Genomic DNA, 25,661 nt, shown 5'->3' with positions numbered 1-25,661 from the left:
GCAATCAGGCAAGGCATGGCGATCAAGGCAGTGGTGTTTGATTTCGGCGGCGTGTTGATCGACTGGAATCCCGAGTACGTGTACAGCCGGCTGATTCCCGATGCCACCGAACGGCGCTGGTTCATGGACAACGTCGTGCATATGAACTGGGTGCTGCAGCAGGACGCAGGGCAGACGATCGCCGACGGCAACGCTGAACTGATCGCCAGGTTTCCCGAGCATGAAGCCCTGATCCGCGCGTTTTACGAGCGCTGGCAGGAAATGGTGGCGGGCGTGCTGGAAGATGGCGTTGCACTGGTCGACAAGCTCGAAGCCGCGCATGTGCCGCTGTTCGGACTCACCAACTGGTCCGCTGAAACGTTCCCCTGGGCGTGGGAGCGGTTCCCGGTGCTGCAGCGCTTTCGCGAGGTGGTTGTGTCGGGGCGGGTGTTGGTCGCAAAACCCGATCCGGCGATTTTCGCGTTGATGTGGGCTGAGATTGAAAAGCATCTTCCGGGCATTCAACCGCAGGAAGTCGCTTTTATCGATGACAACGCGAAGAACATCCAGGCCGCCACCGCGCTTGGCTGGACCGCCGTGCATCACACCAGTGCCGAGCAGACCGAAGCGCGTTTGAGGGCGCTCGGCTTGCCCGTGTGATCACTTTCCGAACAGATGCTTCAGCGTGTCGCCGATGCTCTTGACCACACCGCCGGCGTTTTTGGCCACGCCTTCGGTGTTCACGCCGACGACCTTGGCGAAGCCCTCCGCGAGCTTGTTTATCAAGCTCTCGTTGAGCGAGAACTTCGGGTCGCGCAGGTCGCCGTCCAGCTCGAAGTTCAGCTTGATCTGATCGTGGTTTTTCAGCGCCGCGATCGCGAGCTTCGTCGGGATGGTGAGGAAGGTGTCGAGCGGATTGCCGTTATCCGATAACTGCAGCCGGTTCAGCACGACCGAACCCGGCGCATGGATACGGGAGTCATGCACCGTGGCGTCGAGCGTGAGGTCGAGCGTGCCGCCCGTAACGCTTGTCTTCGCGCCCGCTTTTCTCAGCAGATAGGGATCGAGCGTGACGATATCGACGTTGTGCAGGCTCGTGTGCGTCTGAGAATCCTTGTTCGCAATTTTCACCCAGCCGTTGAACGCGACCGTGCCCGTATGCGACGGTCCTTTGATCGACCCGGTCATGTCTAGCGTGGTTGGTTCGACGAGCGCAGGAAGATGCAGGTTATCGACGTTGGCCCGCGCGTCGGAAATGAGGATCTTGTAGGGCGGCGTCTGCACGGATTCATCGAAGAATTCCATCGTGCCGCGTTCAAACGTGACGTGATCGATCAGCCGGTCTTCCTGCGCGTGGGCAGCGGCTTCGCTTGAACCCGCCTGTGCCTCGCGCGTCGACTGCCGGAGATTGGGCAGCAGTTCGACGCGGCCATCGGCGAAACGGGCAACGGAAAGATAAAAACCATCTACCGTCACATGTCGCAGATGCACGCGGTTGGTCAGGAGGGCGCGCATATCGACGTTCAGGGTCACGCGCTCGGCTCGCATCGTGTCGTCCGTGGGCCAGCCTTGCGGTCCCCGCAGACGCACGCGGCTCAGCGTGATGCGCGCATAACCCACATCGATATCTTCCACCGAGCCGAGCGGCTCGAGTGCTTCGAGCACGCGCGCCTTCATTTCATGCGCGACGAAAAATCCGCCGCCGACTAGCGCCAACAGCAACACCACGATGACCGCGCCCGCCCACAGCGCCACGCGTCGCGCCTTTGTACCCGCCATCCCGATGTCCCCCATCCAAGCCGCGCGCGGGCGGCGATCCGGTGCGTTGTTGTCGGCCGTGGCCGTGCTTACCGGTGCTTACCGTCGCTTACCGGACGATCGGCTTATAGCGCAGGCGTTTTGGCTTCGCCGCTTCTTCGCCCAGACGATTACGCTTGTCGGCTTCGTACTCTTGATAGTTGCCGTCGAAGAACGTCACTTGCGAATCGCCTTCAAACGCAATGATGTGCGTCGCGATACGGTCGAGGAACCAGCGATCGTGCGAGATCACCATCACCGATCCCGCGAATTCCAGCAACGCGTCTTCCAGCGCGCGCAGCGTTTCGACGTCCAGGTCGTTCGACGGCTCGTCCAGGAGCAGTACGTTGCCGCCTTCAATCAGCGTTTTCGCCAGATGCAGTCGGCCGCGTTCACCGCCCGACAGCGCGCCGACGGTCTTTTGCTGATCGCCGCCCTTGAAGTTGAAGCGGCCGATATACGCGCGCGACGGTGTTTCGTACTTGCCGACAGTCAGCACGTCGGCGCCGCCCGAAATCTCTTCGAACACGGTCTTGCCGGCGTTGAGCGCGTCGCGGCTTTGATCCACGTAAGCCAGCTTGACCGTCGGCCCCGTGACGATTTCGCCCGAATCCGGTTGCTCCTTACCCGTCAGCATGCGGAACAACGTGGATTTCCCTGCGCCATTCGGCCCGATAATTCCGACAATCGCGCCCGCCGGGATCTTCATGTTGAGGTTATCGATCAGCAACCGGTCGCCGTATGCCTTGCTCACGTTCTTGAACTCGATCACTTCGTTGCCCAGCCGGTCGCCGACAGGGATGAAGATTTCCTGCGTTTCGTTGCGCTTCTGGTATTCCTGGCTGTTGAGTTCCTCGAACCGCGCGATCCGCGCCTTCGATTTCGCCTGGCGGCCCTTCGGATTCTGGCGCACCCATTCCAGTTCCTTCTTCAGCGCCTTCTGCCGCGCCGATTCCGTCGATTCTTCCTGCTTCAGCCGATCCTGCTTCTGATCGAGCCAGCTGCTGTAGTTGCCCTTCCACGGAATGCCGTGACCGCGGTCGAGTTCGAGAATCCACTCGGCGGCGTTGTCGAGGAAATAGCGATCGTGGGTGACCGCCACGACGGTACCCGGATAGCGCGTCAGGAATTGTTCGAGCCAGTCCACCGATTCGGCGTCCAGGTGGTTGGTTGGTTCGTCGAGCAGCAGCATGTCGGGCTTTTGCAGCAGCAATTTGCACAGCGCCACGCGACGCTTTTCGCCGCCCGACAAATGCTCGATTTTCGCGTCCCACGCGGGCAGGCGCAGCGCGTCAGCGGCGACTTCGAGTTGTTGCTCGGGCGTGCCGCCGTCGCTGGTTGCGAGAATGGCTTCGTATTTGGCCTGCTCGGCGGCGAGGGCGTCGAAGTCGGCGTCGGGTTCCGCGTAGGCCGCGTAGATGGCGTCGAGCTTTTTCTGTGCGGTGAAAACATCGCCGAGGCCGTCTTCAACGGCTTCGCGCACGGTTTGCTGCGGATCGAGTTGCGGTTCCTGCGGCAAGTAGCCGATGTTCAGGTTCGGCATCGGCGTGGCTTCGCCTTCGATTTCCTTGTCGACGCCCGCCATGATGCGGATCAGGGTTGACTTGCCGGAACCGTTCAGGCCGAGCAGGCCGATCTTGGCGCCAGGGAAAAACGACAGCGAGATGTCTTTCAGGATCTGGCGCTTGGGCGGCACGATCTTGCCGACGCGGTTCATGGTGAAGACGTATTGGGCCATTTGCGGGTTCGGTTGTCTTGAGGTTTGCGGTTTTCGGTTTTACGGCGGGCTTCAGCCGGGCGGGCTCAAGGTTTTAAGCCTCTGCCGGGAAGCAACCGGATTCAATACGCGACAATGCGTTTCCCGCAGCGCGCGAGAAGTGACGACATTGTACTTCGATGAATATGGCTGTCTGGCGGACGTTTATCTGCTTTGATGCCGGCTTCGGATCCTGAGCCCGGCGTTCTCAGCGCCAGGCTGCAACGCCGCCGTGGCGCGAACACGTGCCGCTGCGATGCCGGCTGAAGCTCCATGTGCCATCGCGCAATTGGGCGGTAGCGCCGTCGGGGGCTTCGCCCGAACGCGAATGCGCCGGGGAGTGGACGGTGTCGCCGTCGTGATTGCGATAGGTCTGGTGGTTGTCGAGGTCCGACTCGTTTGGGGCGGAGTACGCGTAGGCGAATGCGGCGGAGCCATTGAGCGCCAAGGCGGCGGCGAGGAGGATTGAAGCGGTGCGGCGATAGAAACGTGTCGTCATGTGTTTTTGTTTTGGACACGAGGAGCGTGAATGCTTGGCGCGGGGTTGTCCCGGATCGCCGCATTGATGGTCCAACTCTGCGCGTCGGGTCTGGACGGCGAAATAGGTCTGTGCAAACGCAATTTCGTGCTTCTTGGGATCGCCGTTTTGCGCGGCCAGATAGCAGGCGTAGCGAGTGAGCATGATGTCATCGACTTCACGCTGGCTGCCCGAGCCGAGGTCGCCCATTTTCCTGGCATCAGGAAATGGCCTGCAGCCGCATGCCCCGACGTTTCGCAGGCGATCTGGGCTTTGTTCACAACCTTGACGAAATTTTCCCACTTCGCATACCCAAGCAGGTGCTGAAGGTCGCGGGCAAGCCAGAATTCGACGCCGCTATTGGTCTGCTGAGCGTGCGCTTCGAAATGCTCGGTCAACGAGTAAATCAGCCCTGTCTTCATGTACACCGTCCAAGGTGGGTTGCGCGCGGTGGCGAGCAGAGCGGCCGGCGCAAAGCAATAAAAAAGCGGAATCCCCTTTATCAAGGACCCCGCTTTTAATCACAACATCGAACGACGATTTATTACATCAGACGTTAAACAAGAAATTCATCACGTCGCCGTCGTGCACGACATATTCCTTCCCTTCAGCCCGCATCTTCCCGGCTTCCTTCGCGCCTTGCTCGCCCTTGAACGCGACGAAGTCATCGAAGGCGATGGTCTGCGCGCGAATAAACCCGCGCTCGAAGTCCGTGTGAATAGCGCCGGCGGCCTGAGGCGCGGTGTCGCCGATATGAATTGTCCACGCCCGCACTTCTTTCACGCCTGCCGTGAAGTACGTCTGCAATCCAAGCAGCTTGTAACCCGCGCGAATCACACGATCCAGGCCCGGCTCTTCCATGCCGATATCGGCCAGGAACTCCTGCTTGTCGGCATCGTCGAGATCCGCGATTTCCGCTTCGATCGCCGCGCATACCGCCACCACCGGCGCGCCCTCGGCCTCCGCGTGCTTTCGCACCGCGTCCAGGTGCGCATTGTTCTCGAAACCATCGTCCTTCACGTTGGCCACGTACATGGTCGGCTTGGCCGTGATCAGGCACAGCGGCTTGATCAGCGCGAGTTCGTCTTCGCTCAGGTCCAGCGCGCGCACAGGCTTCGCCTGATCGAGTTGCGCCTGGATCTTTTCCAGCAAGGGGACGAGCTTCGCCGCTTCCTTGTCGTTGCCCGAGCGCGCCGACTTGGCGTAACGGTGATGAGCCTTTTCAACCGTCGCCAGATCCGCCAGCGCCAGTTCCGTATTGATGACTTCGATGTCTGCGAGCGGGTCGATCTTGTTCGCGACGTGAATCACGTTTTCGTCTTCAAAGCAGCGCACGACGTGCGTGATGGCGTCAGTTTCGCGAATGTTCGCGAGAAACTTGTTGCCCAGGCCTTCGCCTTTGCTCGCGCCGGCCACGAGGCCCGCGATATCGACGAATTCGACAATGGCCGGAACCACGCGCTCGGGTTTGACGATGTCGGAAAGTGCCGCGATCCGCTGGTCCGGCACTTCGACCACGCCGACGTTCGGCTCGATCGTGCAGAACGGATAGTTTTCGGCGGCAATGCCGGCCTTGGTCAGTGCATTGAACAGTGTGGACTTGCCGACGTTAGGCAAGCCGACGATGCCGCATTGGAGGCTCATGGAATCCTTCGAACTGGTGAAACGGCGTGCGCCGCGCGGGTCAACGCTGGTTACGCGTGTCGCGGGTTGCACAACCCCCGGGACCTACGCGCATAGCGGGCGGCCACGTCGTGCGGGCCGGAAAAACCGCTATTGTAGCGCCACGGCCGGGTGGGCTGCGCGCTCAGGAAATGCCGCTACAGGGCGTCGCACCCGCTGAAACCTCCCATTGCACATCGAATCCCGAAATACCCCGGCGGCTATAATGGCTGTATGACTTTCCACTCACGAAATTTCCATGCGGTTGTGGTCGGCGGCGGCCTGGTCGGCAAGACGGCGGCGCTCGCGCTGACCCAATCCGGCTTGCGCACGGCGTTGCTGGCAACGCCTGCTGCAGCCGCGCCCGCCGCCGACAGCTTCGATTCCCGCATCTACGCGCTGTCATCGAGCTCGCAGGCGCTGCTGGAACGGCTACGCGTCTGGCAGGCGCTGGAGCGCGACAAGCTCGGGCCGGTGCTGGACATGCGCGTTTTCGGCGACGCTTTTGCCGAGCTGCATTTCTCCGCGTTCCAGGCTGCCGTGCCGCAATTGGCGTGGATTGTGGAATCGTCGTTGATCGAACGATCGCTCGATGCCGCGCTGCGTTTCCAGCCGAACCTCACGTGGGTCGATTCGCGCGCCCAAGGCCTGTCGATCCAAGACGACGCCGCACATCTGACCCTCGCAAACGGCGACTCGCTCGAAGCGGACCTGGTGGTCGGCGCGGACGGCGCGCATTCCTGGGTGCGGGCGCAAACGGGCGCGAAGATGCAGCGCCGGGACTATCGGCAAACGGGGGTGGTCGCGAACTTCAAGTGCGAAAAGCCGCACGGCGAGACGGCGTACCAATGGTTCCGCGATGGCGAGATCATCGCGTTGCTGCCGTTGCCCGGCGACCACGTCTCGCTCGTGTGGTCCGCTAAAACCGAACACGCCGATACCCTCCTGAAACTCGATCCCGCCCAACTCGCGGCGGAAGTCGAAAAAGCCACGCAGAACATGCTTGGCGGACTCGAATGCGTGACGCCGGCGCAGGGCTTTGCGCTCGCGCTGCAAACCGTGGACCGGCTGATCGGCCCACGTGTGGCGCTGGTTGGCGACGCCGCACATCTGATTCACCCGCTCGCTGGGCAGGGCATGAACCTGGGTTTGCGCGATGTCGCCGCGTTGGCCGAAACCCTCGCCAACAAGGAAGCGTTCCGAACGGCTGGCGACCCCGTTTTACTGCGCCGATACGAACGCGCCCGTCGCGAGGACATCCAGAAACTGACGCTCGCCTGCGACGGCCTGCAGAAACTCTTCGCCATGCCCGGCACGCTCGCTCGCGGGCTGCGCAACACAGGCATGGCGCTCGTGGGTGCACAACCGCTTATCAAGCGCTGGCTTGTATCCGCGGCGTTGGGTTAGGACTGGCTAAAAACATCCCACTTACTTCAAGATTGACGGAAACTCGAATGAAAATCACTCTTCGCCGCGCCCTGGTCGCTGCTGCCACGCTGGCCGCGGTGTTTGGTATCGGCATTGCGGCACAAGCCGATCAGACCACCGACAAGATCAAGGCCACGCTGCAATCGCGCATCGGTGACGCCGACATCAAAAGCGTGGAGAAGTCACCGGTTCCGGGGCTTTACGAAGTCAATCTCGGCGCGCAGATCGTCTACACGGATGCCACCGGCAACTATCTGCTGATGGGTGATCTCGTCGATACCCGCACGCGCACGAATCTCACCGAAGCGCGTCTGGCGGAAACGAACAAGATCGACTTCGCGAAGCTGCCATTCGAGAACGCGGTCAAAGTGGTGAAGGGCACGGGCGCGCGCAAGATCGCTGTCTTCTCCGATCCGAATTGCCCGTACTGCAAGCAGTTGGAAACCACGCTCAAGTCCGTCGATAACGTCACCGTCTACACCTTCCTGTATCCGGTTTTGTCGCCCGATTCGTCGGTCAAGTCGAAGTCGATCTGGTGTTCGAAGGACCGTTCGGGCGCGTGGGAAGGCTGGATGCTCGACCACACGGCGCCCACTGCCGCCGCTAGCTGCGACACAACCGCTATCGACAAGAACCTGAAGCTCGGCCAGTCGATGAACGTCACCGGTACGCCGACCGTTTTCCTCGCCGACGGGCGCCGCCTGCCCGGCGCAGTGCCGGCAGATCGGCTGGAGAAGGAGTTGTCGGCGGTTCGCTGATTAAGCTGTCTGAGTTGACGATTAGTCGACCAACGACGAAGGAGGCGCGCGAAGCGCCTCTTTCGCTTTCATGAAGTTGCGCGACGGGTCCACTCATGGACCGCGCAGGCACTAAACGCCGGGGCGCACAGCCAAACCCGGCGACAAGAACAAAGGACCTCGACGCATGAACGCCATCCGTTACACCATCGTTCCGAAAAATCCCGCCGCGCATCTGTTCGAAGTGACGCTGACCGTCGCGCAACCCGATCCGTCGGGCCAGCGTTTCGTGCTGCCTGTGTGGATTCCGGGCAGCTATATGATCCGCGAATTCGCCCGCAATATCGTCACGCTGCAGGCGTTCAACGCCGCTGGCCGCAAGCTCGCCATCGATAAAACCGACAAGCACGCGTGGCAATGCGCACCGCACGATGGCCCGATCACGCTGCGCTACGAGGTATACGGCTGGGACCTCTCGGTGCGCGCGGCGCATCTCGACGACACCATCGGCTTTTTTAACGGCACGAGCGTGTTTCTCGCGGTGGAAGGGCAGGCCGATGCGCCGTGTATCGTCGACATTCAAAAGCCTGTGGGCAAGCAATACGCGAATTGGCGCGTGGCGACGGCCTTGCCAGAGGCGCGCGGCACGAAGCGCTATGGCTTCGGCGCTTATGAAGCGCTGAATTACGATGCGTTGATCGATCATCCCGTGACGCTGGGCGAGTTCGCGCTCGGTTCCTTCGACGCCTACGGCGCGAAGCACGACATCGTGATTTCAGGCCGCGTGACCGGGCTTGATATGCATCGCCTGGAAACTGACCTCAAGCGCGTTTGCGAGTCACAAATTGCCTTGTTCGAGCCGCGCACGAAGAAGGCGCCGGTTGATCGTTATGTGTTCATGACGGTCGCTGTCGCCGATGGTTACGGTGGCCTGGAACATCGTGCATCGACGGCGCTGATCTGCAATCGTGCCGATCTGCCGGTTGCCGGGCGCCCGGATGTGACGGACGGTTATCGAACGTATCTTGGTCTTTGCAGCCACGAATATTTCCATACGTGGAACGTGAAGCGCATCAAACCCGCTGCGTTCGCGCCATACGATTTATCGCAGGAAAATTACACGTCGCTGCTGTGGTTGTTCGAAGGTTTTACGTCGTACTACGACGACCTGATGCTCGTGCGCAGCGGCCTGATCAGCGCGAACGAGTATTTTTCGCTTCTGGGAAAGACGCTTGGCGGCGTGTTGCGCGGGTCGGGTCGCCTCAAGCAGACCGTGGCCGAAAGCTCGTTTGACGCGTGGGTCAAATATTATCGGCAGGACGAAAACGCGGCGAACGCGATTGTCAGCTACTACCAGAAGGGTTCGCTTGTCGCGCTCGCTTTCGACCTGTCGATCCGCGCGCAAACCGAAGGCAAGAAGTCACTCGACGACGTCATGCGGCTTCTGTGGCAACGCTACGGCCGCGATTTTTATCACGGCAAAGCGCGGGGTATCGAAGAAAGCGAAGTGGAAGCGCTGTTTGCCGAGGCGACCGGCGCCGACTTGAAAAAGCTGTTCCGCGAGGGTGTTCACGGCACGCGCGATCTGCCACTCGATACGTTGTTCGAGCCCTTCGGTATCACGTTCGCGCCCGATGTCGCGACCAACGGCACGGCGGCGAAACCATCCCTGGGCGCCCGCGTTCGCAATGGTGCGGATTGCGTACTCGCGGCTGTCCACGAGAACAGCGCGGCGCAGAAGGCGGGGTTATCGGCGGGTGACGTGCTGGTTGCAATCGACGGCTTGCGCGTAACGGGATCAAACCTCGATACGCTGCTGTCGCGATATTTGCCAGGCGCGAAGCTTGAAGTGCACGCATTCCGGCGCGACGAGTTGCGCGTCGCGCAGGTCAAACTTGATTCGCCGGAGATATCGCGTTATGTGCTTTCCACTGCCGATGGCCGCGGTCCATCGAGGCAATGGCGCGAACGCTGGTTGAAAGGTTAAGGGGCTAAAGCAGGGATAAAGTCGGATTGTTCTACTGTTGCAACAATCCTTCACGAGTGCACAGCTTGTTCCCGGCGTCGTAAAAAAGAAGAATGCGTCCTGTCAGAGCGCGATCCGTGCTCGAACTCCACAAGACACAGGAATCATCATGACGACCATTCTTCAAATCAATTCCGCAGCCCGCTCGCAAGGCGCCCAATCCACGTTGCTGGCTGACGAAGTGGCTGCAAAGCTGCAGCAAGCGCACCCGGGTGCGAAGCTAGTCGTGCGCAATCTGCTCTCCGATAACCTCCCGCACCTTGACGACGCTACCCTCGGCGCATTCTTCACGCCCGCGGATCAGCGCACAGCCGAACAGAACGCGATCCACGCCAAGAGCGAAGCGCTTATCGCCGAATTGCAAGCGGCTGACGTGGTCGTGATCGCAGCACCGATGTACAACTTCGGCATTTCGTCGCAACTGAAGGCGTACTTCGACTGGATCGCCCGCGCAGGCATCACGTTCAAGTACGGCGCGAACGGCCCTGAAGGCTTGGTAACGGGCAAGAAAGTGATTGTTGTGTCCGCACGAGGCGGCAAGTACAGCGGTACGCCGAACGATTCGCAAACGCCGTATCTGAAGTCGTTCCTGGGCTTCCTGGGCATGACCGACGTCAGCTTCATCTTCGCCGAAGGCCTGGCAATGGGCCCGGACGCTGCCGGCGCCGCATTGGCGACCGCACGCGACGCGATCGCGGCGCTGTAAGCTTGTAGATTGCAGGACGCTTGAAAAAAACCGCCGTGTCGTGAGACATCGGCGGTTTTTTTACGCAGCTGCGTCAGGCAGACGCCAGTCGATGGCGGGTCGCCCGTGTTCCTCGAGATACGTATTTGCCGAAACAAAATGCCCGCAGCCCAGAAAGCCGCGATGGGCTGACAGCGGAGAGGGGTGGGGTGCCTCCAGAACGTGGTGCGCTTTCCCGGACGCCACCGCCGACGCAATCAACCCGCGTTTTGCCTGCGCATGCGCGCCCCAAAGCATGAACACGAGATGTTCGTGCCGAAGGGCAAGTTCGTGAATCAGTGTGTCGGTGCAATGCTCCCAGCCGCGTTTGGCGTGACTGCCGGCTTTATCGCGTTCAACGGTCAGCGATGTGTTCAACAGCAGCACGCCTTGTTGCGCCCAAGCGTCGAGGCAACCGTGAGCGGGCGCTGCAAAGCCCAGGCTGGCGTTGATTTCCTTGAAGATATTCTTCAGCGATGGCGGCGGCCGAACCGGCGACGGCACTGAAAACGCCAAACCGTGAGCTTGTGGAGCACCGCGATCTTCGCCGTGATACGGATCTTGTCCGAGGATGACGACCTTCACATCGCCGGGGCGAGTCAGGCGCAAAGCGCGGAAGACATCGGCGGGATACACGGTCTTGCCGGCGGCGCGCTCGGCGTCGACGAACGCGCACAACGCAGCGTAATGCGGGCTATCGATAAAAGTCTTCAGATGTTTGCGCCAGTCGACCGGCAACGCGTCGAATTGACTTTCCAGCGAGGTGAACGCTTCTGCTTTGGGAGGAGCTGCTTCAAAAAGCGACGCCTGACTCATTTCAGCCCACCGTTGGATCCGGCCACTTTGGGCTCGCACAGATCGTATCCCCGGCGCGCCTTGCTGGCGTCTTCGGGCTCAAGGTAGAGAAACGCCCCCCGCATTTGCGCGGCAAGGTTGTTCAACGCTTCCTCGTTGCCGGATTTCAGCTCGAGTTCGAGTTCACTGATCGGCGTGGTCAAGCGCTCGCCGTCCACGTCAGCCACTACTTCGCCAAGATCCAGCGCGGCTTCGATCTTCGCGCCGTCAATCTCGACGTCCCAGATCACACGCGAGAAATCGGTGCGGAACAAGGCGGCCAATTCTGGCGCGGCGTCGCTGAGCGCGTTGGCAGCGTTCTCGTCGTCGCAGATTCCAAGCAGCGCGGGGATTTCCAGCGCCTCGCCGGCTACCGGGAGTTCCCACTCGTGTCGATTATGCAAACCGCCCGTCGATTCTCCCGCTGTCTTGTACGTTTGCAGCCATTGATCCGGCGTGCCGCGCAGACGCACCGCGCTTTTTGCCTTCGCTAGCGCACGGTCGGGGGTATCGAAGTACACGTTGGTAAGCTGGATTTTGCGGCCTTCCCGACCGGTGCGTCGCGTCAGGTCCTTCGCTATCTCGCCATGTTCCGACGTGGGCAGCGCCAGTTTGATCTCGCGTTCAATGCTCAAAATAAACTCCGTGCAACATCGTCAGAAGAACATTCGCGCCAGTTCGGTACCGGGGTCTTCGGCGCGCATGAACGCTTCGCCGACCAGGAACGTTTGCACATCCATGGCGCGCAGCCGGTCGACATCGACACGGCTCAGGATGCCCGATTCGGTCACCACTATACGGTCTTCGGGAACCATGTCGAGCATGCCTATCGTCGTTTCGATCGATGTCTCGAACGTGCGGAGATTGCGGTTATTGACCCCGATCAACGGCGTCTTCAAGGTAAGCGATTGCTCGAGTTCGTCACGATCGTGAACTTCCACGAGCACCGCCAGCCCGAGCGAGTGCGCGTACGCTTCCAGATCACGCATTTGCAAGGGCTGGAGCGCGGCGGCGATCAGGAGGATGCAGTCGGCGCCCATCGCGCGGGCTTCCAGGATCTGATAGGCATCGACGATGAAGTCCTTGCGCAGAACCGGCAGGCTGCAGGCGGCGCGGGCTTCTTCGAGATATGCAACGCTGCCCTTGAAGAATTGAACGTCGGTCAGCACTGACAGGCACGCGGCGCCCCCTTGTTCGTACGATTTCGCGATATCGGCGGGGACGAAGTTCTCGCGCAATACGCCCTTTGACGGACTCGCTTTCTTCACTTCCGCGATGATCGCTGGCTTCCCCGCGGCGTGCTTCGCGCGCAATGCGCCGACGAAGTCGCGCGAGTCGCGCTTGCTCGCCTGCACACGCAGTTCCTCGAGCGACACGCTTTCCTGAGCGATACGAATTTCGCCGCGTTTGACTTCGATGATGCGGTCGAGAATGTCACTCATGTCCTGGCCTCCTTATTTTGCGAATTGCTGCGTGAAGCGCACAAGTTCATCAACTTTTTCGCGCGCTTGTCCGCTCGCGATCACCTCTTTCGCGACGACCATGCCGGCCTCGATCGATTCGACCACGTTCGCGGCATACAGCGCCGTGCCCGCATTCAGCGTCACGATTTCACGCGCGACACATGGCTTGTTGTTCAACGCGCCGAGCAGCATGGTCTTTGATTCCTGCGCGTCGGCCACTTTCAGCGTCCGGTTCGACACCATCTGCAGGCCGAAATCTTCCGGATGAATCTCATACTCGCGCACTTCGCCGTTGCGCAGCTCGCCCACCACCGTTGCCGCGCCCAGCGACACCTCGTCCATGCCGTCCTTGCCGTACACCACCAGCACGTGCTTAGCTCCCAGGCGCTGCATGACGCGCACCTGGATGCCGACGAGATCTTCGTGGAACACGCCCATCAGCTGATTCGGCGCGCCGGCTGGATTGGTCAACGGACCGAGGATGTTGAAAATCGTCCGCACGCCGAGTTCGCGACGTACCGGCGCGATGTTTTTCATCGCCGGATGATGGTTCGGCGCGAACATGAAACCCATGCCCGTTTCGGCAATGGATAACGCGACCTGTTCCGGCTTCAGATCGATATTCACGCCCAATGCTTCAAGCACGTCTGCGCTGCCCGATTTACTCGATACCCCGCGATTGCCGTGCTTCGCGACCTTCGCGCCGGCGGCCGCCGTGACAAACATGGTGGCCGTCGAGATGTTGAAGGTATGCGAGCCGTCGCCGCCGGTGCCGACGATATCGACGAGATTCTCGCTATCCGGCACGCTCACGTGATTAGCGAACTCGCGCATCACGGTCGCCGCCGCCGCAATTTCCCCGATGGTTTCCTTCTTCACACGCAAGCCCGTGATGATCGCGGCGGACATCACCGGCGACATTTCGCCGCGCATGATCATGCGCATCAGGTGCAGCATTTCGTCGTGGAAAATCTCGCGATGCTCGATTGTCCGTTGCAACGCTTCCTGGGCTGTAATAGTCATGATCGGATCTCGGTTCACGCGCGAATGCCTTGCGCCGGGCTCTTGACGAAGTTTTCGAGCAGCGCGTGGCCGTGCTCGGACAGAATCGATTCCGGGTGGAATTGCACGCCCTCGACCGCGAGTTCCTTATGACGCACGCCCATGATTTCACCGTCGGGCGTCCACGCTGATATTTCCAGGCAATCCGGCAGCGACTCGCGTTCGATCGCGAGCGAGTGATATCGCGTCACGCTGAAATGTTTCGGCAGGTCGGAAAACACGCCGCGGCAATCCGTTTCGATCGTACTGACTTTGCCGTGCATGATGGTTTGCGCGCGCACCACGCGTCCGCCGAACGCCTCGCCAATAGCCTGATGGCCCAGGCAAACACCGAGAATGGGGATCTTTCCGGAAAACTCGCGCAGCACCTCGAGCGTGATGCCCGCATGTTGCGGATTGCTCGGTCCCGGCGACAGGCAAATGCGCTCGGGATTGAGCTTCGCGATTTCATCGAGGGTAATTTCGTCGTTGCGGAAAGTCCGCACGTCCTCGCCCAGTTCGCCGAAATACTGCACCAGGTTATAGGTGAACGAATCGTAGTTGTCGATCATCAGCAGCATGGTTTGTCTCCGGATCAGAAGTCGCTATCGAGGCCGTCTTGCACCTGCTCGGCGGCGCGCAGGACTGCTCGCGCCTTGTTCTCCGTCTCCTGCCATTCCGACTCGGGCACCGAATCCGCGACGACACCCGCTGCAGCCTGCACGTACAAATTGCCCTTGTGGATCAGACCAGTGCGGATCGCGATGGCGAGATCCATCTCGCCCGTGAACGACAGATAACCGCAAGCGCCACCGTACAAGCCGCGTTTCACCGGCTCCAGTTCGTCGATGATTTCCATCGCCCGCACTTTCGGTGCGCCGGACAGCGTGCCGGCCGGGAAGGTGGCGCGCAGCACGTCGAAATTCGTCGTACCCGGTTTCAGCTTGCCCTCCACCGAACTCACGATGTGCTGAACGTGCGAGTACTTTTCGATCGCCAGCTTGTCCGTCACCACTACCGACCCCGTCTGCGCAATCCGGCCCACGTCGTTACGTGCCAGATCAATCAGCATCACGTGTTCGGCCACTTCCTTCGGGTCGTTCAGCAATTCGGTCGCGAGTTCGGCGTCGCGCTCGGGCGTATTGCCACGCGGCCGCGTGCCGGCGAGCGGACGAATGGTCACGATCCGTTCGTCGCCCCGTTTTTCCTGCCGCACCAGAATTTCCGGCGATGCGCCCACCACATGAAACTCTCCGCCGAAGTTGTAGTAATACATATACGGCGAAGGATTCAGCGAGCGCAACGCGCGATATAGCGAGAGCGGGTTATCGCGGAACGGCTTCACGAGCCGCTGGCCAACCTGAACCTGCATCAATTCGCCCGCCGCGATGTACTCCTTAGCCTTGCGCACCGCGTTCAGGTAATCGTCCTTCGCAAACTCTCGGTACGTCTCCGTACGCACGCTCGCCGACGTCACCGGCGGCTGCACGGTCGTGCGCAAACGAGACCGCAATTCGCGCAGGCGCTGTTTGGCTTTGGTGAACGCTTCGGGCGTGGTCGGGTCGGCGTAGACAATCAGATAAAGCTTGCCGGCGAGGTTATCGATAACCGCCATTTCCTCGGTCAGCAACAATTGGATATCGGGCAGGCCGAGATCGTCGCGCGGAGCCGAATGCGCCAGCTTCTTTTCGATATAACGCACGGCGTCATAACCGAAATAACCGGCCAGACCGCCGCAAAAACGAGGTAGTCCCGGGCGCTGCGCAATCTTGAAGCGCTTCTGAAATTCTTCGATAAACGTCAGCGGATCGGCTTGGCTCGTTTCAATGACGTTGCCGTCCTTCACCACTTCCGAGACGCCGTTCTGCACGCGAAGCATGGTGCGAGCCGGCAAGCCGATAAACGAGTAACGCCCGAAGCGCTCGCCACCCACCACGGATTCGAGCAAGAACGAGTTGGCGCCGTTACGCTCGGTTTGAGCCAGCTTGAGATAAAGCGAAAGCGGCGTTTCGAGGTCGGCCAGCGCCTCGGCGATCAGCGGAATGCGGTTGAAACCTTCATTCGCCAGCGATTGGAATTCGAGTTCGGTCATGTTCTGATCCTTTACGTGTCGCTTGTTGGATTTGGCGACATCGAGCACACACTGGGCGCTGCGGACAATTTACCGCGCGGCGCGTATCCCACTCTTCGCTCTCGTTTGCGCATCGCATGATGCTTCAAGCGCTGACCCGATCGTTCAGGCGGAGCCATTTGCTAAAACGGCATGGCAGCAAAACGAAATTTGGGCGCAACGAATGATGCAGATCAGGCCAGGCATCAAGGTAAAACAAGTCGGCGGGATCGGCGCGCGGTATGCGCAGCGAAACAAAAAACGGTTGCCGAAGACGAGCTTCAGCGACCCTCGGGCGAGGTTAGCGCGACCAGCGACGCCAGGGCCAGGCTCCCCGGTCGATGCTGCTCAGACTCCGTTTTTTGTTCAGAAACATGAGGATTGAACTAGTCGGTCGATGTTGTCGCGCCGGGTGCTACGGGCGCGGCCATGGTTGCTGCTATTGCCTGTGCGGCGGCTAGCAGGGAAGAAACTATACCATCGGATTTCACCAGGTGCACGGGTTTGCCGTGGTTGTAACCATAAGGCACCGTAAGCGTCGCCATGCCCGCCGCGCGACCCGCCAGTGCGTCATTCTCCGAATCCCCAATGGCCACAGCTTCGCGCGGCAGCACGTCCAGCCGCTCGCAGGCTATCAGCATAGGCGCCGGGTCCGGCTTTTTTTGCGGTACCGAGTCCCCGCCGAGCACGACCTTGAAGAATTCGGTCAAGCCAAATTTCGCCAGCAATTCGACAGCGAACCTGTGCGGCTTGTTCGTCACGCATGCCAATGGCAAACCGAGATCCCGCAGCGCTCTCAGGCCCTCCGTGACTTCGGGATAGAGGGTGGCGTGCTGTCCATTGATGCGCGCGTATTCCGTCTGATAGATCGCGAGCGCGTCCTCGAACTTCGTGGTTGCTTCCAGTGCTGAAAACCGCACGGCCAGCACGCTGCGGATCAGGTTCTCCGAACCCTTGCCTATATAGCCAATGACTTCGTCCCGATCCGTGGCCTTTGTGCCAATCCGCGCCAGCATGCCGTTCAGCCCGGCGACGAAATCGTCGGCGGTGTCGATCATTGTCCCGTCGAGATCGATGATCGCCGCGCGCAGCGTCTTGTTCGTGAACGCCGGAAGCTCGGCCGTGAGTTCGCTCATCGCGCTTCTCCGGTATTCACTTTGGCCAGCTCCGCGCGCATTTGCGCGATCACGTCGTGGTAATTGTGGTGACCGAAAATGGCTGACCCGGCCACGAACGTATCTGCGCCGGCTTCCGCGATTTCCCGGATGTTGTCGATTTTGACGCCGCCGTCGACTTCGAGATGAATCTCGCGCCCGGTCCGCTCGCAGTATTCGTCGATACGCCGACGCGCTTCGCGCAGCTTGTTGAGCGCTTCCGGAATGAACGACTGGCCGCCAAAGCCCGGATTCACCGACATGATCAGCACCAGGTCGACCTTGTCCATCACGTGGTCGAGATGATTCAGCGACGTGGCCGGGTTGAAGACAAGGCCCGCCTTGCAGCCGTGATCGCGGATCAGCGAAAGCGTCCGATCGATATGATCCGAACCTTGCGGGTGAAAGCTGATCACATTAGCGCCGGCTTTTGCGAAATCCGGCACGATGCGATCTACCGGCCGCACCATCAGATGCACGTCGATAGGAACATCCGTATGCGGACGCAGCGCCTCGCAGACCATGGGGCCGATTGTCAGGTTCGGAACATAATGGTTGTCCATCACGTCGAAGTGGATCCAGTCTGCGCCAGCGGCGACCACATTGCGGACCTCTTCGCCGAGAATGGCGAAGTCGGCGGACAAAATACTGGGGGACAGGCGAAATTGCGTCATGACGTCAGCCGGTTGCAAGCGGAAAATGCATTTTACAGCGTGACGACCTTTTTGACCGCTGACCGAATGGCCTACGTCCCGTCCTGCGGCCTTCCGCGGATGATTCGCGCGTAAGACAAAGCCCTTGCACGCAGTGGCGTGTTGTTGCGGGCACCGGCTGCATCAAGCAGAATGCGTCACCTGACGTTCACGCAAATTCGCGCGATCCGCGCCGGGCCTCTGTCCGAAAAAGGGTTAGAACCCGCGCAGCACATTTTTTGAATTGGAACAGCGATGAGCCAGTATGAATTCAGCGTTTCCGTCCAGACGCAATATCTCCCTGAACAATCGGATCCGGACGCTCACCAGTTCGCGTTCGCGTACACCCTGACCATCCGCAATACCGGGCAGGTTGCGGCACAACTGATCTCGCGCCACTGGATCATCACCGACAGCGACGACGTGGTGCAGGAAGTAAAGGGACTTGGCGTGGTGGGCAACCAGCCATTGCTGCCGCCTGGCGAGAAATTCGAGTATACGAGCTGGGCCGTCATTGCGACGCCCGTTGGCACCATGCGTGGTTCGTATTTTTGCGTAGCCGAAGATGGTGAGCGTTTCGAGGCGCCAATTGCCGAGTTTTCATTGCACATGCCGCGTACGCTGCATTGACTGGCAGCACTGAAGCACGTGCTGTCATGGCGCCTGCGTTTTTCCTAGCGCCTGTTTTTCTTCTTGCCCGAAGCCGTCCACACGACGATAAAGATCAGCAGAAACAGCGCCACGAGAGACTCGAGCGCAAAGATAAGCATTGGGTATTCGTCGAATAGATCAGACATGGCGGTTCTCATCAAGAACGAACATTGTATGCGTTTCACCCGCTCGCTCGCCGGATTGGCCGGCTGGGCGGCGTCGATCACAGCTGCCGTCCTGCTCGCTTCGTGCGGTGGCGGCGGTGCTATCAAGTCCGGGTATCTTGCGCCACCGACCGGTGCGCCGATCATCGCGGGACAGCGCGCGGCTAACCGTCTGACTGCGGTGAGCTGGCAGCAGGTGCCTGGCTGGCAGGACGATTCGCTGCTCGGCGCAACTGCCGCAATGCGCCAGAACTGTAGCCGTCTAGCGCAACAGCCCGCGTGGCGCCGGGCGTGCGCGGCAGCGCAAAGACTCGACGATCTCGACATGAACGCCGCCCGCGAATTCTTCGAGGCGTATTTCACGCCTTTCCAATTGGCCAACACCGACGGCACGCTCGATGGTCTAGTGACCGGTTACTACGAGCCGTTGTTGCGCGGTTCGCGTACACGTCACGGGCCTTATCAGTACGCGTTGTATCGATGGCCGTATCGCTTCAAAGCCGGGACTGCGTTGCCGACGCGGGCCCAGCTTGAAAGTTCGGGCGTGTTGAACGGCAACGAACTGGTTTGGGTCGACGATCCTATCGAAGCGTTCTTCCTGCAGATCCAGGGCTCGGGACAAGTCGTGATGGAAGACGGGACCACGATGCGCGTCGGGTTTGGCGGGACTAACAACCAGCCGTACAAATCGATCGGGCGTGAGTTGCTGGATCGACGTGAACTCACGCCTGCACAGGCCACGATGCAAGGTATCAAGGCATGGGCGAAAGCGAATCCGTCGCGTGTCGATGCATTGCTCGACGTCAATCCGCGCTTTGTGTTCTTCCGCGAGATGCCGGGCACAGAAACGCTGGCGGCTGGTGTGGGAATTGGGCCGGTGGGCGCGCTGGGTGTTCCGCTTACGCCCGAACGCTCTATTGCCGTCGATCCGTCCTCCATCCCGCTCGGCACGCCAGTTTTCTTGCAGACCACTCGCCCGTTGAGCAATGCGCCGATGAACCGGCTGGTGTTCGCCCAGGACACCGGCAGCGCAATCAAGGGTGGCGTGCGTGCGGATTATTTCTGGGGTTTGGGCGACGACGCAGGAGATCTCGCTGGCCGGATGAAGCAGGCCGGCAGAATGTGGTTGCTGCTGCCGAATTCGTAGCCGGGAGGGTTGGAGATGTAGCGAGAGTGGTCGTAAGCGCCGGCTTTGTCCGGCGCTTGTCAAATCAACTCGCTGCTTTGCGCCGGTCGATCACGCGTCGCGCCTTTCCGACTGACCTCTCAATACCGTTCACACCCAGCACCTGAACCACCGCGCTGACACCGATCAAAGCCTTGATGTCGTAACTGAGCGCAGCTTTCGCCTGATCGAGAACACCGGTATCCGGAGCCGTTTCGGGACAAGGTTCGACATTCAACGTGAGCACATCAAGCGGACCTTCTTTCGTCAGCACGATCTGGTAATGCGGCGCGAGCGCGTGTTGCTTGAGCAGCAGCTCTTCAATTTGCGTTGGAAATACATTCACGCCGCGCACGATCATCATGTCGTCCGAGCGCCCCGTGATTTTTTCCATCCGCCGCATTGTTCGCGCGCTGCCCGGCAAAAGCCGGGTGAGATCGCGCGTCCGGTAGCGAACGATCGGCAGCGCCTCCTTGGTCAGCGAAGTGAATACGAGTTCGCCCAGTTCGCCGTCTGGCAAGACCTCGCCGGTCTCAGGATCAATGATCTCGGGATAGAAATGATCTTCCCAGATGGTCGGGCCGTCCTTCGTCTCGACACACTCCGACGCCACCCCCGGTCCCATTACTTCCGATAGCCCGTATATATCGACAGCGTCGATGCCCATCCGCTTCTCGATAGCCGTGCGCATGTCGTTCGTCCAAGGCTCCGCTCCGAAGATGCCGAGGCGCAGCGAGCAATCGGCAGGATGAACGCCCTGGCGCTCGAGTTCGTCGGCGATCGACAGCATGTAGCTGGGCGTCACCATGATGATGTCTGGACGAAAATCCTGGATCAGTTGTACTTGCTTTTCGGTCTGGCCGCCGCCGAACGGGATCACGGTCAAACCCGCACGCTCGGCGCCGTAATGAGCGCCGAGGCCACCCGTAAATAAACCGTAGCCGTAGCTGACGTGCACTTTGTCACCGCGCCTTGCACCCGCGGCCCGAATAGAACGCGCAACGAGATTTGCCCAGGTGTCGATGTCCTTCGCGGTGTAACCAACCACAGTCGGCTTGCCTGTCGTCCCCGACGACGCGTGGATTCGCGAAATCTGATCGTGTGGCACGGCGAACATGCCGTACGGATAGTTATCACGGAGATCCTTCTTCGTCGTGAACGGGAAGCGCGCCAAGTCGGCCAGGGTTTTCACATCATCCGGATGCACGCCCGCTTCGTCGAACTTGCGGCGGTACACCGGCGAGTTTTCATACGCATGGGCGAGCGACCACTTGAGGCGTTCGAGTTGCAGCGCCGTTAGTTCGTCGCGGCTGGCCGTCTCGATCGGGTCCAGCGGAAGCGCGTTGTTCATCGAGTGTCTCCTTCTTGATCGTCAATCAATCGCCTGACTAAAGTTCGTATGGGCGCTGTGGTTTGCGGAGTGGATCAGGATTCCACGGGAACGAGATTGCCCTTTATCTGCGAGGACTTGCCGCGGAACATCGCGACTATTTCGCCTTCACTGTTCGTGACGCGAATGTCGTAGATGCCGGTCCTCCCCGTCAGTGATTGTTCGACAGCTTCTGCCGACAAGCGGTCACCGCCCTTCACCGCGCGCAAAAATTCAATTGAACAGCCTGCCGCAACCGTATTGATGTTGTGCGAATTACAGGCGAACGCGAACGTGGAGTCGGCCAGTGTGAAAATGAGCCCGCCGTGGCAGATGCCGTGGCCGTTCAGAAAGTCGTCACGGACGTTCATCTGCATGCGCGCGTACCCCGGACGAACTTCCTTGAGTTCGAGGCCGAGTGCACGGCTGCAAGCATCCGCTTCGTACATGGCTTGCGCAGTCGCGTTGGCGAGTTCTCCAGGCGTCATTGCTGTGTTCTCCCGAAATTTTCTGATCGAGTTTCAGAGGCCATCGAAGCGGGGCGCACGTTTTTCCTTGAAGGCTGCGACACCCTCGGCATAGTCGTGCGAGTCACCCAGTTCGCGTTGAATGTCGCGCTCCAGATCGAGTTGCTGATCGAGCGTGTTGTTCGCGGCAGCACGGATAGCGTGCTTGATTGCAGCGATGGCCTTAGTGGGCTGCTGTGCGAGTTGTGCGGCAAGCTTCAGTGCGGCGCTCTGCAATTGCTCGTCGTCGACCACTTTCCATACCAGTCCCCATGTTTCGGCTTGTTCGGCGCCCAACTTGTCGCCGGTCCATGCGAGGCCCAGCGCCCGTGCTTCACCTACGCGCCGCGGCAAAAGCCACGTGCCGCCGGAATCAGGAACCAGACCAATCTTCACAAAAGCCTGGACGAAACTTGCTGAACGGGCGGCTACGATCAGGTCACACGCCATAGCGAGATACGCTCCGGCACCGGCAGCAATACCGTTGACGGCAGCAATCACAGGTAACGGCAACGCTTGCAGGCGGCGCACGAGTGGGTTGAAATGCAGGTCGATCAGCGCGCCCAGGTTGGTCATCGCTGCGGGTGTGAAGTCAAGATCTGCGAGATCCTGGCCCGCGCAAAAACCGCGACCAGCCCCTGTAATCACCAATGCTCGAGCGTTACTTCCTTCAACCTGATCGAGCGCCTTGCTCAATTCCTCATGCATCGTCCGCGTGAAGCTGTTGAGTTTGTCGGGACGATTGAGCGTCAGCGTGGCTACACGCGTGCTGGCGTCGATAGTGATGACGATTGGATTGCCGTTGTCGGACATGGAATCTCCTTGCTCGCTACGTTGTGCAAATACGCATGCCTTCGATACTAGCCGCGCCCGGCGCCGCTTTCCATTCGGCCGAACGGCCTATGTCTTCACACGGCGTTGCGGGCTGGGCACCTATGCCGTTTGGCCAGCTGTTGCCGGCGCGGTCTTGGGTGCAACATGGACTCTGCTTTGAACAACGCGGAAGCGGTTCGCGACGAACGCTGCGTCTGACAGCGCCGAGTTAGCTGCAGGATTAGCGCCGGTGCCGTGGAAATCCGAGTACGCCGCTGTCTGGTTGACGAACACGCCACTGGTCAGATTGATCGAGAGCGCGACACCGCCGCGAATCGCTGCGTCGTAGGCGGCGTCGACTACTGCATCGTCTGTGCTGTATACGGAGAACGTGAGCGCACCGTGTTCCGCGGCAATCGATCCTGCCAGATCGAGCGACTGTGTCGTCGAGTCCGTCGCAATGACGAACGAGATTGGGCCAAACCATTCCTGCGTGAATTTTTCGGCGTCGGTGCGGACGTCCATTTTCAGCATCAGGGGAGAGCGCACGTGGGCATCAGGGAACGCAGGATGAGCGAGCGATTGACTATCCGTCAGCACTTCGCCCAGTTGCCGGGCGTCGACAATGCGCGCCATCACGCCATCATTTTGAATGGCGCCCGTCAATTCGACTGCACGCGCCGGATCGGAGACCAGCTTTTCGACGGCGGCCGCGAGTGTCTTCGCGACGTCTTCGAAGCTCACGTGGCCGTCGCTGGTGTGGATGCCGTCGCGTGGCACGTAGATGTTTTGCGGGGCCGTGCACATTTGGCCGGAGTACAACGCCAGCGAGAATGCGATGTTGCCGGCAACGGCTTTGAGGTTATCGACGGAATCGATCACGATCTGATTCACGCCGGCCTTCTCCGTGTAGACCTGCGCCTGGTGCGCGTGGCGCTCGAGCCAGTTGCCGTTCTGCGTGCTGCCGGTGAAATCGATCAGCTTGATTTCGGGACGCAGCGCAAGATCCTGAACGAGGGTGCCATCGTTCGCTTCGGTCGCAAGCAGCGTGACCACGTTCGGGTCGAATCCGGCTTCGCGCAAAACATCGCGAGCGATGCGTACCGTAATTGCCATCGGCAGGATGGCGCCAGGATGCGGCTTGACGATGACCGTGTTGCCTGTGGCCAGGTCAGCGAACATCCCCGGATAGCCGTTCCAGGTGGGGAATGTGCAGCAGCCGAGCACGAGACCCGTGCCGCGCGGCACGATGGTGAAACGCTTGTGCATCGCGAGCGGGGGATTCTTGCCTTGGGGTTTTTCCCAATAAGCTTCGGAGGGAATTCGGCGAAGCTCGTCCCACGCGTAGGCCACTGCTTCGAGCGCACGATCCTGTGCATGCGGACCGCCTGCCTGAAAGGCCATCATGAAGGCTTGCCCGGTCGTGTGCATGACGCTGTAGCTGATCTCGAAACTCGCCTTGTTCAGCCGGGTCAGTATTTCGAGGCTTACACCCACCCACGCGTTGGGACCGGCCGCGCGCCACTGGCTTTGAGCCGCCCCGGATGCAGCCAGCAATGCGTCGACGTTCGCTTTCGGATAGCGAATTCCGAGCGCGAGCCCAAAAGGCGAACGCTCATTGCCAACTGTCTCGCCGGTTGTCGGCTGGTCCAGATCGAACGTCCGATTCAGGTGTGCTTTGAAGGCCGCCTCGCCGTCCGAATTAGCCGTTTCACCGTACACTTTGGGACTCGGCATTTCGGGAAACGGGCTCCAGTAGCCACGTGTTGCAATGGCGGCAAGCGCTTGGTTAAGCGTCGCTTCGTGCTTCGTGAATAGCGGATGTGTCATGGCGGCAAGTGATGAGTGACGGTGATGGACGCTTGATCAATTAATTGACCGACCGGTTGGTTTGCGAATGTTAGCATTTTCGAGACGCGTGCGCGAAGCGTTTTCGCGCGAGTTCACATAGGAGGAATGCATGGCTTACGAGAATTTATTGACCGAAGTCCGCGGACGAGTCGGCTTGATCACGCTGAACCGGCCCAAGGCGCTCAACGCGCTAAACGACGCCCTGATGGATGAGCTTGGCGTTGTGCTGAAGCAATTCGATGCCGACGAGAACATCGGCGCGATCGTGCTGACCGGCAGCGAAAAGGCGTTTGCGGCAGGGGCAGACATTGGCATGATGGCCGGCTACTCCTACATGGACACGTTCAAGGGTGACTACATCACGCGCAACTGGGAAACGGTGCGCACGATTCGCAAGCCGATCATTGCCGCGGTGTCAGGCTTCGCGCTTGGTGGCGGCTGCGAGTTGGCCATGATGTGCGACATCATCATTGCGGCGGACACTGCCAAGTTCGGCCAACCGGAAATCAAGCTTGGCGTGATTCCGGGTGCCGGCGGTACGCAGCGCTTGCCGCGCGCAGTGTCGAAGGCGAAGGCAATGGACATGTGTCTGACCGCACGCATGATGGGTGCCGAGGAGGCGGAGCGCGCAGGCTTGGTATCCCGCGTTGTGCCGGCGGCGAGCTTATTAGATGAAGCAATGGAAGCCGCATCGACAATCGCAAGCTTCTCGCTGCCTGCCGTAATGATGGCGAAGGAGTCCGTTAATCGCGCATATGAATCGACATTGGCGGAGGGAGTTCACTTCGAGCGGCGCATGTTCCATTCGCTCTTCGCCACTGAAGATCAGAAGGAAGGAATGGCCGCATTTGTTGAGAAGCGGAAACCGGTTTTTAAGCACCGCTGAAATTCTTTTCGCGAACCCCTTGCGCGAGGAGGAAACGGGCACTAGAATTCCGTTCCTTCGCTTCACGAAGAGGCGAAGGGAAGTGAGAAAGTGCAGTGAGCGTGGCGCTTGAGAGGATGCCGCAGAGCCAAGCAGGACGGGCTTCGCAGCGAATCGGAAAGTCTGGGTTAAGTAAAAAAACCTGTTGACGAAAAGCGAAGCGCACGACATAATCTCGTTTCTGTGCTGCAGATGCAGCGACGCGAAAGCGGCAGGGTTCTGAGGGTAGGGATCGTGCGGTGGGTAGCGAATGTTCTTTAAAAACTAACAGCCGATAAGTGTGGGCGCTTGGTGCTT

At 60.1% G+C, this 25,661-nt stretch carries 26 protein-coding genes; 8 read left to right on the top strand and 18 right to left on the bottom strand.

Annotation, left to right across the window (positions count from 1 at the left end):
- Positions 1 to 15: 15 nt before the first annotated feature.
- On the top strand, positions 16 to 639 hold the full coding sequence (locus BSU04_RS15325; RefSeq protein WP_089161429.1) for an HAD family hydrolase: 624 nt from the start codon (positions 16 to 18) through the stop codon (positions 637 to 639).
- Here BSU04_RS15325 and BSU04_RS15320 read toward each other — a convergent pair whose 3' ends face one another.
- The 4 genes from BSU04_RS15320 to ychF all read right to left on the bottom strand — a co-directional run bounded on the left by BSU04_RS15320 (position 640) and on the right by ychF (position 5,693).
- The gene (locus tag BSU04_RS15320; RefSeq protein WP_089161404.1) at positions 640 to 1,758 is read right to left on the bottom strand and encodes a DUF748 domain-containing protein; all 1,119 of its coding nucleotides are present in this window, start codon (positions 1,756 to 1,758) and stop codon (positions 640 to 642) included.
- An 88-nt stretch (positions 1,759 to 1,846) separates the two neighbouring features.
- On the bottom strand, positions 1,847 to 3,514 hold the full coding sequence (gene ettA, locus BSU04_RS15315) for an energy-dependent translational throttle protein EttA (protein ID WP_089161403.1): 1,668 nt from the start codon (positions 3,512 to 3,514) through the stop codon (positions 1,847 to 1,849).
- Positions 3,515 to 3,740: 226 nt separating this feature from the next.
- Positions 3,741 to 4,031, bottom strand: a complete 291-nt coding sequence (locus BSU04_RS15310; protein ID WP_089161428.1) for a DUF3761 domain-containing protein — start codon at positions 4,029 to 4,031, stop codon at positions 3,741 to 3,743.
- A 567-nt stretch (positions 4,032 to 4,598) separates the two neighbouring features.
- On the bottom strand, positions 4,599 to 5,693 hold the full coding sequence (gene ychF / locus BSU04_RS15300; RefSeq protein WP_089161402.1) for a redox-regulated ATPase YchF: 1,095 nt from the start codon (positions 5,691 to 5,693) through the stop codon (positions 4,599 to 4,601).
- Positions 5,694 to 5,945: 252 nt separating this feature from the next.
- On the opposite strand from ychF, the gene BSU04_RS15295 reads away from it, so the two are divergent.
- The 4 genes from BSU04_RS15295 to BSU04_RS15280 all read left to right on the top strand — a co-directional run bounded on the left by BSU04_RS15295 (position 5,946) and on the right by BSU04_RS15280 (position 10,608).
- Entirely contained in the window at positions 5,946 to 7,118 is a 1,173-nt protein-coding gene (locus BSU04_RS15295) for a UbiH/UbiF family hydroxylase (RefSeq protein ID WP_089161401.1), read from the top strand.
- 47 nt (positions 7,119 to 7,165) lie between these two features.
- Entirely contained in the window at positions 7,166 to 7,897 is a 732-nt protein-coding gene (locus BSU04_RS15290; RefSeq protein WP_089161400.1) for a DsbC family protein, read from the top strand.
- Positions 7,898 to 8,063: 166 nt separating this feature from the next.
- Positions 8,064 to 9,863, top strand: coding sequence for a M61 family metallopeptidase (locus tag BSU04_RS15285; RefSeq protein WP_089161399.1), 1,800 nt, complete (start codon positions 8,064 to 8,066; stop codon positions 9,861 to 9,863).
- 148 nt (positions 9,864 to 10,011) lie between these two features.
- On the top strand, positions 10,012 to 10,608 hold the full coding sequence (locus tag BSU04_RS15280; protein WP_089161398.1) for an FMN-dependent NADH-azoreductase: 597 nt from the start codon (positions 10,012 to 10,014) through the stop codon (positions 10,606 to 10,608).
- A gap of 60 nt (positions 10,609 to 10,668) precedes the next feature.
- Here BSU04_RS15280 and BSU04_RS15275 read toward each other — a convergent pair whose 3' ends face one another.
- The 8 genes from BSU04_RS15275 to rpe all read right to left on the bottom strand — a co-directional run bounded on the left by BSU04_RS15275 (position 10,669) and on the right by rpe (position 17,902).
- Positions 10,669 to 11,442 carry a uracil-DNA glycosylase gene (locus tag BSU04_RS15275; protein WP_089161397.1) on the bottom strand — a complete coding sequence of 258 codons (774 nt, stop codon included), beginning with the start codon at positions 11,440 to 11,442 and terminating at the stop codon, positions 10,669 to 10,671.
- Entirely contained in the window at positions 11,439 to 12,095 is a 657-nt protein-coding gene (locus BSU04_RS15270) for a CYTH domain-containing protein (RefSeq protein WP_089161396.1), read from the bottom strand. Before BSU04_RS15270 ends, BSU04_RS15275 begins: the two co-directional genes overlap by 4 nt.
- 21 nt (positions 12,096 to 12,116) lie before the next feature.
- Positions 12,117 to 12,902, bottom strand: coding sequence for an indole-3-glycerol phosphate synthase TrpC (gene trpC / locus BSU04_RS15265; RefSeq protein WP_089161395.1), 786 nt, complete (start codon positions 12,900 to 12,902; stop codon positions 12,117 to 12,119).
- 12 nt (positions 12,903 to 12,914) lie between these two features.
- Entirely contained in the window at positions 12,915 to 13,946 is a 1,032-nt protein-coding gene (gene trpD / locus BSU04_RS15260) for an anthranilate phosphoribosyltransferase (protein ID WP_089161427.1), read from the bottom strand.
- Positions 13,947 to 13,960: 14 nt separating this feature from the next.
- Positions 13,961 to 14,545: an aminodeoxychorismate/anthranilate synthase component II gene (locus BSU04_RS15255; protein ID WP_089161394.1), complete on the bottom strand. Its 585-nt coding sequence runs from the start codon at positions 14,543 to 14,545 to the stop codon at positions 13,961 to 13,963.
- A gap of 14 nt (positions 14,546 to 14,559) precedes the next feature.
- Positions 14,560 to 16,056 carry an anthranilate synthase component I gene (trpE, locus tag BSU04_RS15250; protein WP_089161393.1) on the bottom strand — a complete coding sequence of 499 codons (1,497 nt, stop codon included), beginning with the start codon at positions 16,054 to 16,056 and terminating at the stop codon, positions 14,560 to 14,562.
- Between the two features lie 404 nt (positions 16,057 to 16,460).
- Positions 16,461 to 17,210 (bottom strand): phosphoglycolate phosphatase, encoded by a 750-nt coding sequence (locus tag BSU04_RS15240; RefSeq protein WP_089161391.1) that lies wholly within the window; start codon positions 17,208 to 17,210, stop codon positions 16,461 to 16,463.
- Positions 17,207 to 17,902, bottom strand: a complete 696-nt coding sequence (rpe, locus tag BSU04_RS15235) for a ribulose-phosphate 3-epimerase (protein ID WP_089161390.1) — start codon at positions 17,900 to 17,902, stop codon at positions 17,207 to 17,209. Before rpe ends, BSU04_RS15240 begins: the two co-directional genes overlap by 4 nt.
- A 273-nt stretch (positions 17,903 to 18,175) precedes the next feature.
- On the opposite strand from rpe, the gene apaG reads away from it, so the two are divergent.
- The gene (gene apaG / locus BSU04_RS15230) at positions 18,176 to 18,550 is read left to right on the top strand and encodes a Co2+/Mg2+ efflux protein ApaG (protein ID WP_089161389.1); all 375 of its coding nucleotides are present in this window, start codon (positions 18,176 to 18,178) and stop codon (positions 18,548 to 18,550) included.
- A gap of 44 nt (positions 18,551 to 18,594) precedes the next feature.
- Here the strand turns inward: apaG and BSU04_RS47615 are convergent, their stop codons facing one another.
- Positions 18,595 to 18,717, bottom strand: a complete 123-nt coding sequence (locus tag BSU04_RS47615; protein ID WP_256982789.1) for a hypothetical protein — start codon at positions 18,715 to 18,717, stop codon at positions 18,595 to 18,597.
- On the opposite strand from BSU04_RS47615, the gene mltA reads away from it, so the two are divergent.
- Positions 18,716 to 19,882: a murein transglycosylase A gene (mltA, locus tag BSU04_RS15225; protein ID WP_089161388.1), complete on the top strand. Its 1,167-nt coding sequence runs from the start codon at positions 18,716 to 18,718 to the stop codon at positions 19,880 to 19,882. The genes BSU04_RS47615 and mltA overlap by 2 nt on opposite strands.
- Before the next feature lie 64 nt (positions 19,883 to 19,946).
- Here mltA and paaK read toward each other — a convergent pair whose 3' ends face one another.
- The 4 genes from paaK to paaN all read right to left on the bottom strand — a co-directional run bounded on the left by paaK (position 19,947) and on the right by paaN (position 24,418).
- Positions 19,947 to 21,251: a phenylacetate--CoA ligase PaaK gene (gene paaK / locus BSU04_RS15220; protein ID WP_089161387.1), complete on the bottom strand. Its 1,305-nt coding sequence runs from the start codon at positions 21,249 to 21,251 to the stop codon at positions 19,947 to 19,949.
- Positions 21,252 to 21,325: 74 nt separating this feature from the next.
- Entirely contained in the window at positions 21,326 to 21,757 is a 432-nt protein-coding gene (gene paaI, locus BSU04_RS15215) for a hydroxyphenylacetyl-CoA thioesterase PaaI (RefSeq protein WP_089161386.1), read from the bottom strand.
- 33 nt (positions 21,758 to 21,790) lie between these two features.
- Positions 21,791 to 22,588 carry a 2-(1,2-epoxy-1,2-dihydrophenyl)acetyl-CoA isomerase PaaG gene (gene paaG / locus BSU04_RS15210; protein WP_089161385.1) on the bottom strand — a complete coding sequence of 266 codons (798 nt, stop codon included), beginning with the start codon at positions 22,586 to 22,588 and terminating at the stop codon, positions 21,791 to 21,793.
- 120 nt (positions 22,589 to 22,708) lie between these two features.
- On the bottom strand, positions 22,709 to 24,418 hold the full coding sequence (paaN, locus tag BSU04_RS15205; RefSeq protein ID WP_089161384.1) for a phenylacetic acid degradation protein PaaN: 1,710 nt from the start codon (positions 24,416 to 24,418) through the stop codon (positions 22,709 to 22,711).
- Between the two features lie 130 nt (positions 24,419 to 24,548).
- On the opposite strand from paaN, the gene BSU04_RS15200 reads away from it, so the two are divergent.
- Entirely contained in the window at positions 24,549 to 25,325 is a 777-nt protein-coding gene (locus BSU04_RS15200) for an enoyl-CoA hydratase (RefSeq protein ID WP_089161383.1), read from the top strand.
- Here BSU04_RS15200 and BSU04_RS47110 read toward each other — a convergent pair.
- A partial coding sequence (locus BSU04_RS47110; protein ID WP_218827291.1) for a hypothetical protein occupies positions 25,312 to 25,661 on the bottom strand: 350 nt, incomplete at its 5' end. The genes BSU04_RS15200 and BSU04_RS47110 overlap by 14 nt on opposite strands.

Origin of the sequence: Caballeronia sordidicola (genome assembly GCF_002220365.1) — a bacterium.
GTDB classification, from domain to species: Bacteria; Pseudomonadota; Gammaproteobacteria; order Burkholderiales; family Burkholderiaceae; genus Caballeronia; species Caballeronia sordidicola_C.
Note: the sequence above shows the minus strand (reverse complement) of the source record. Positions and strands in the feature narration are given on the sequence as shown.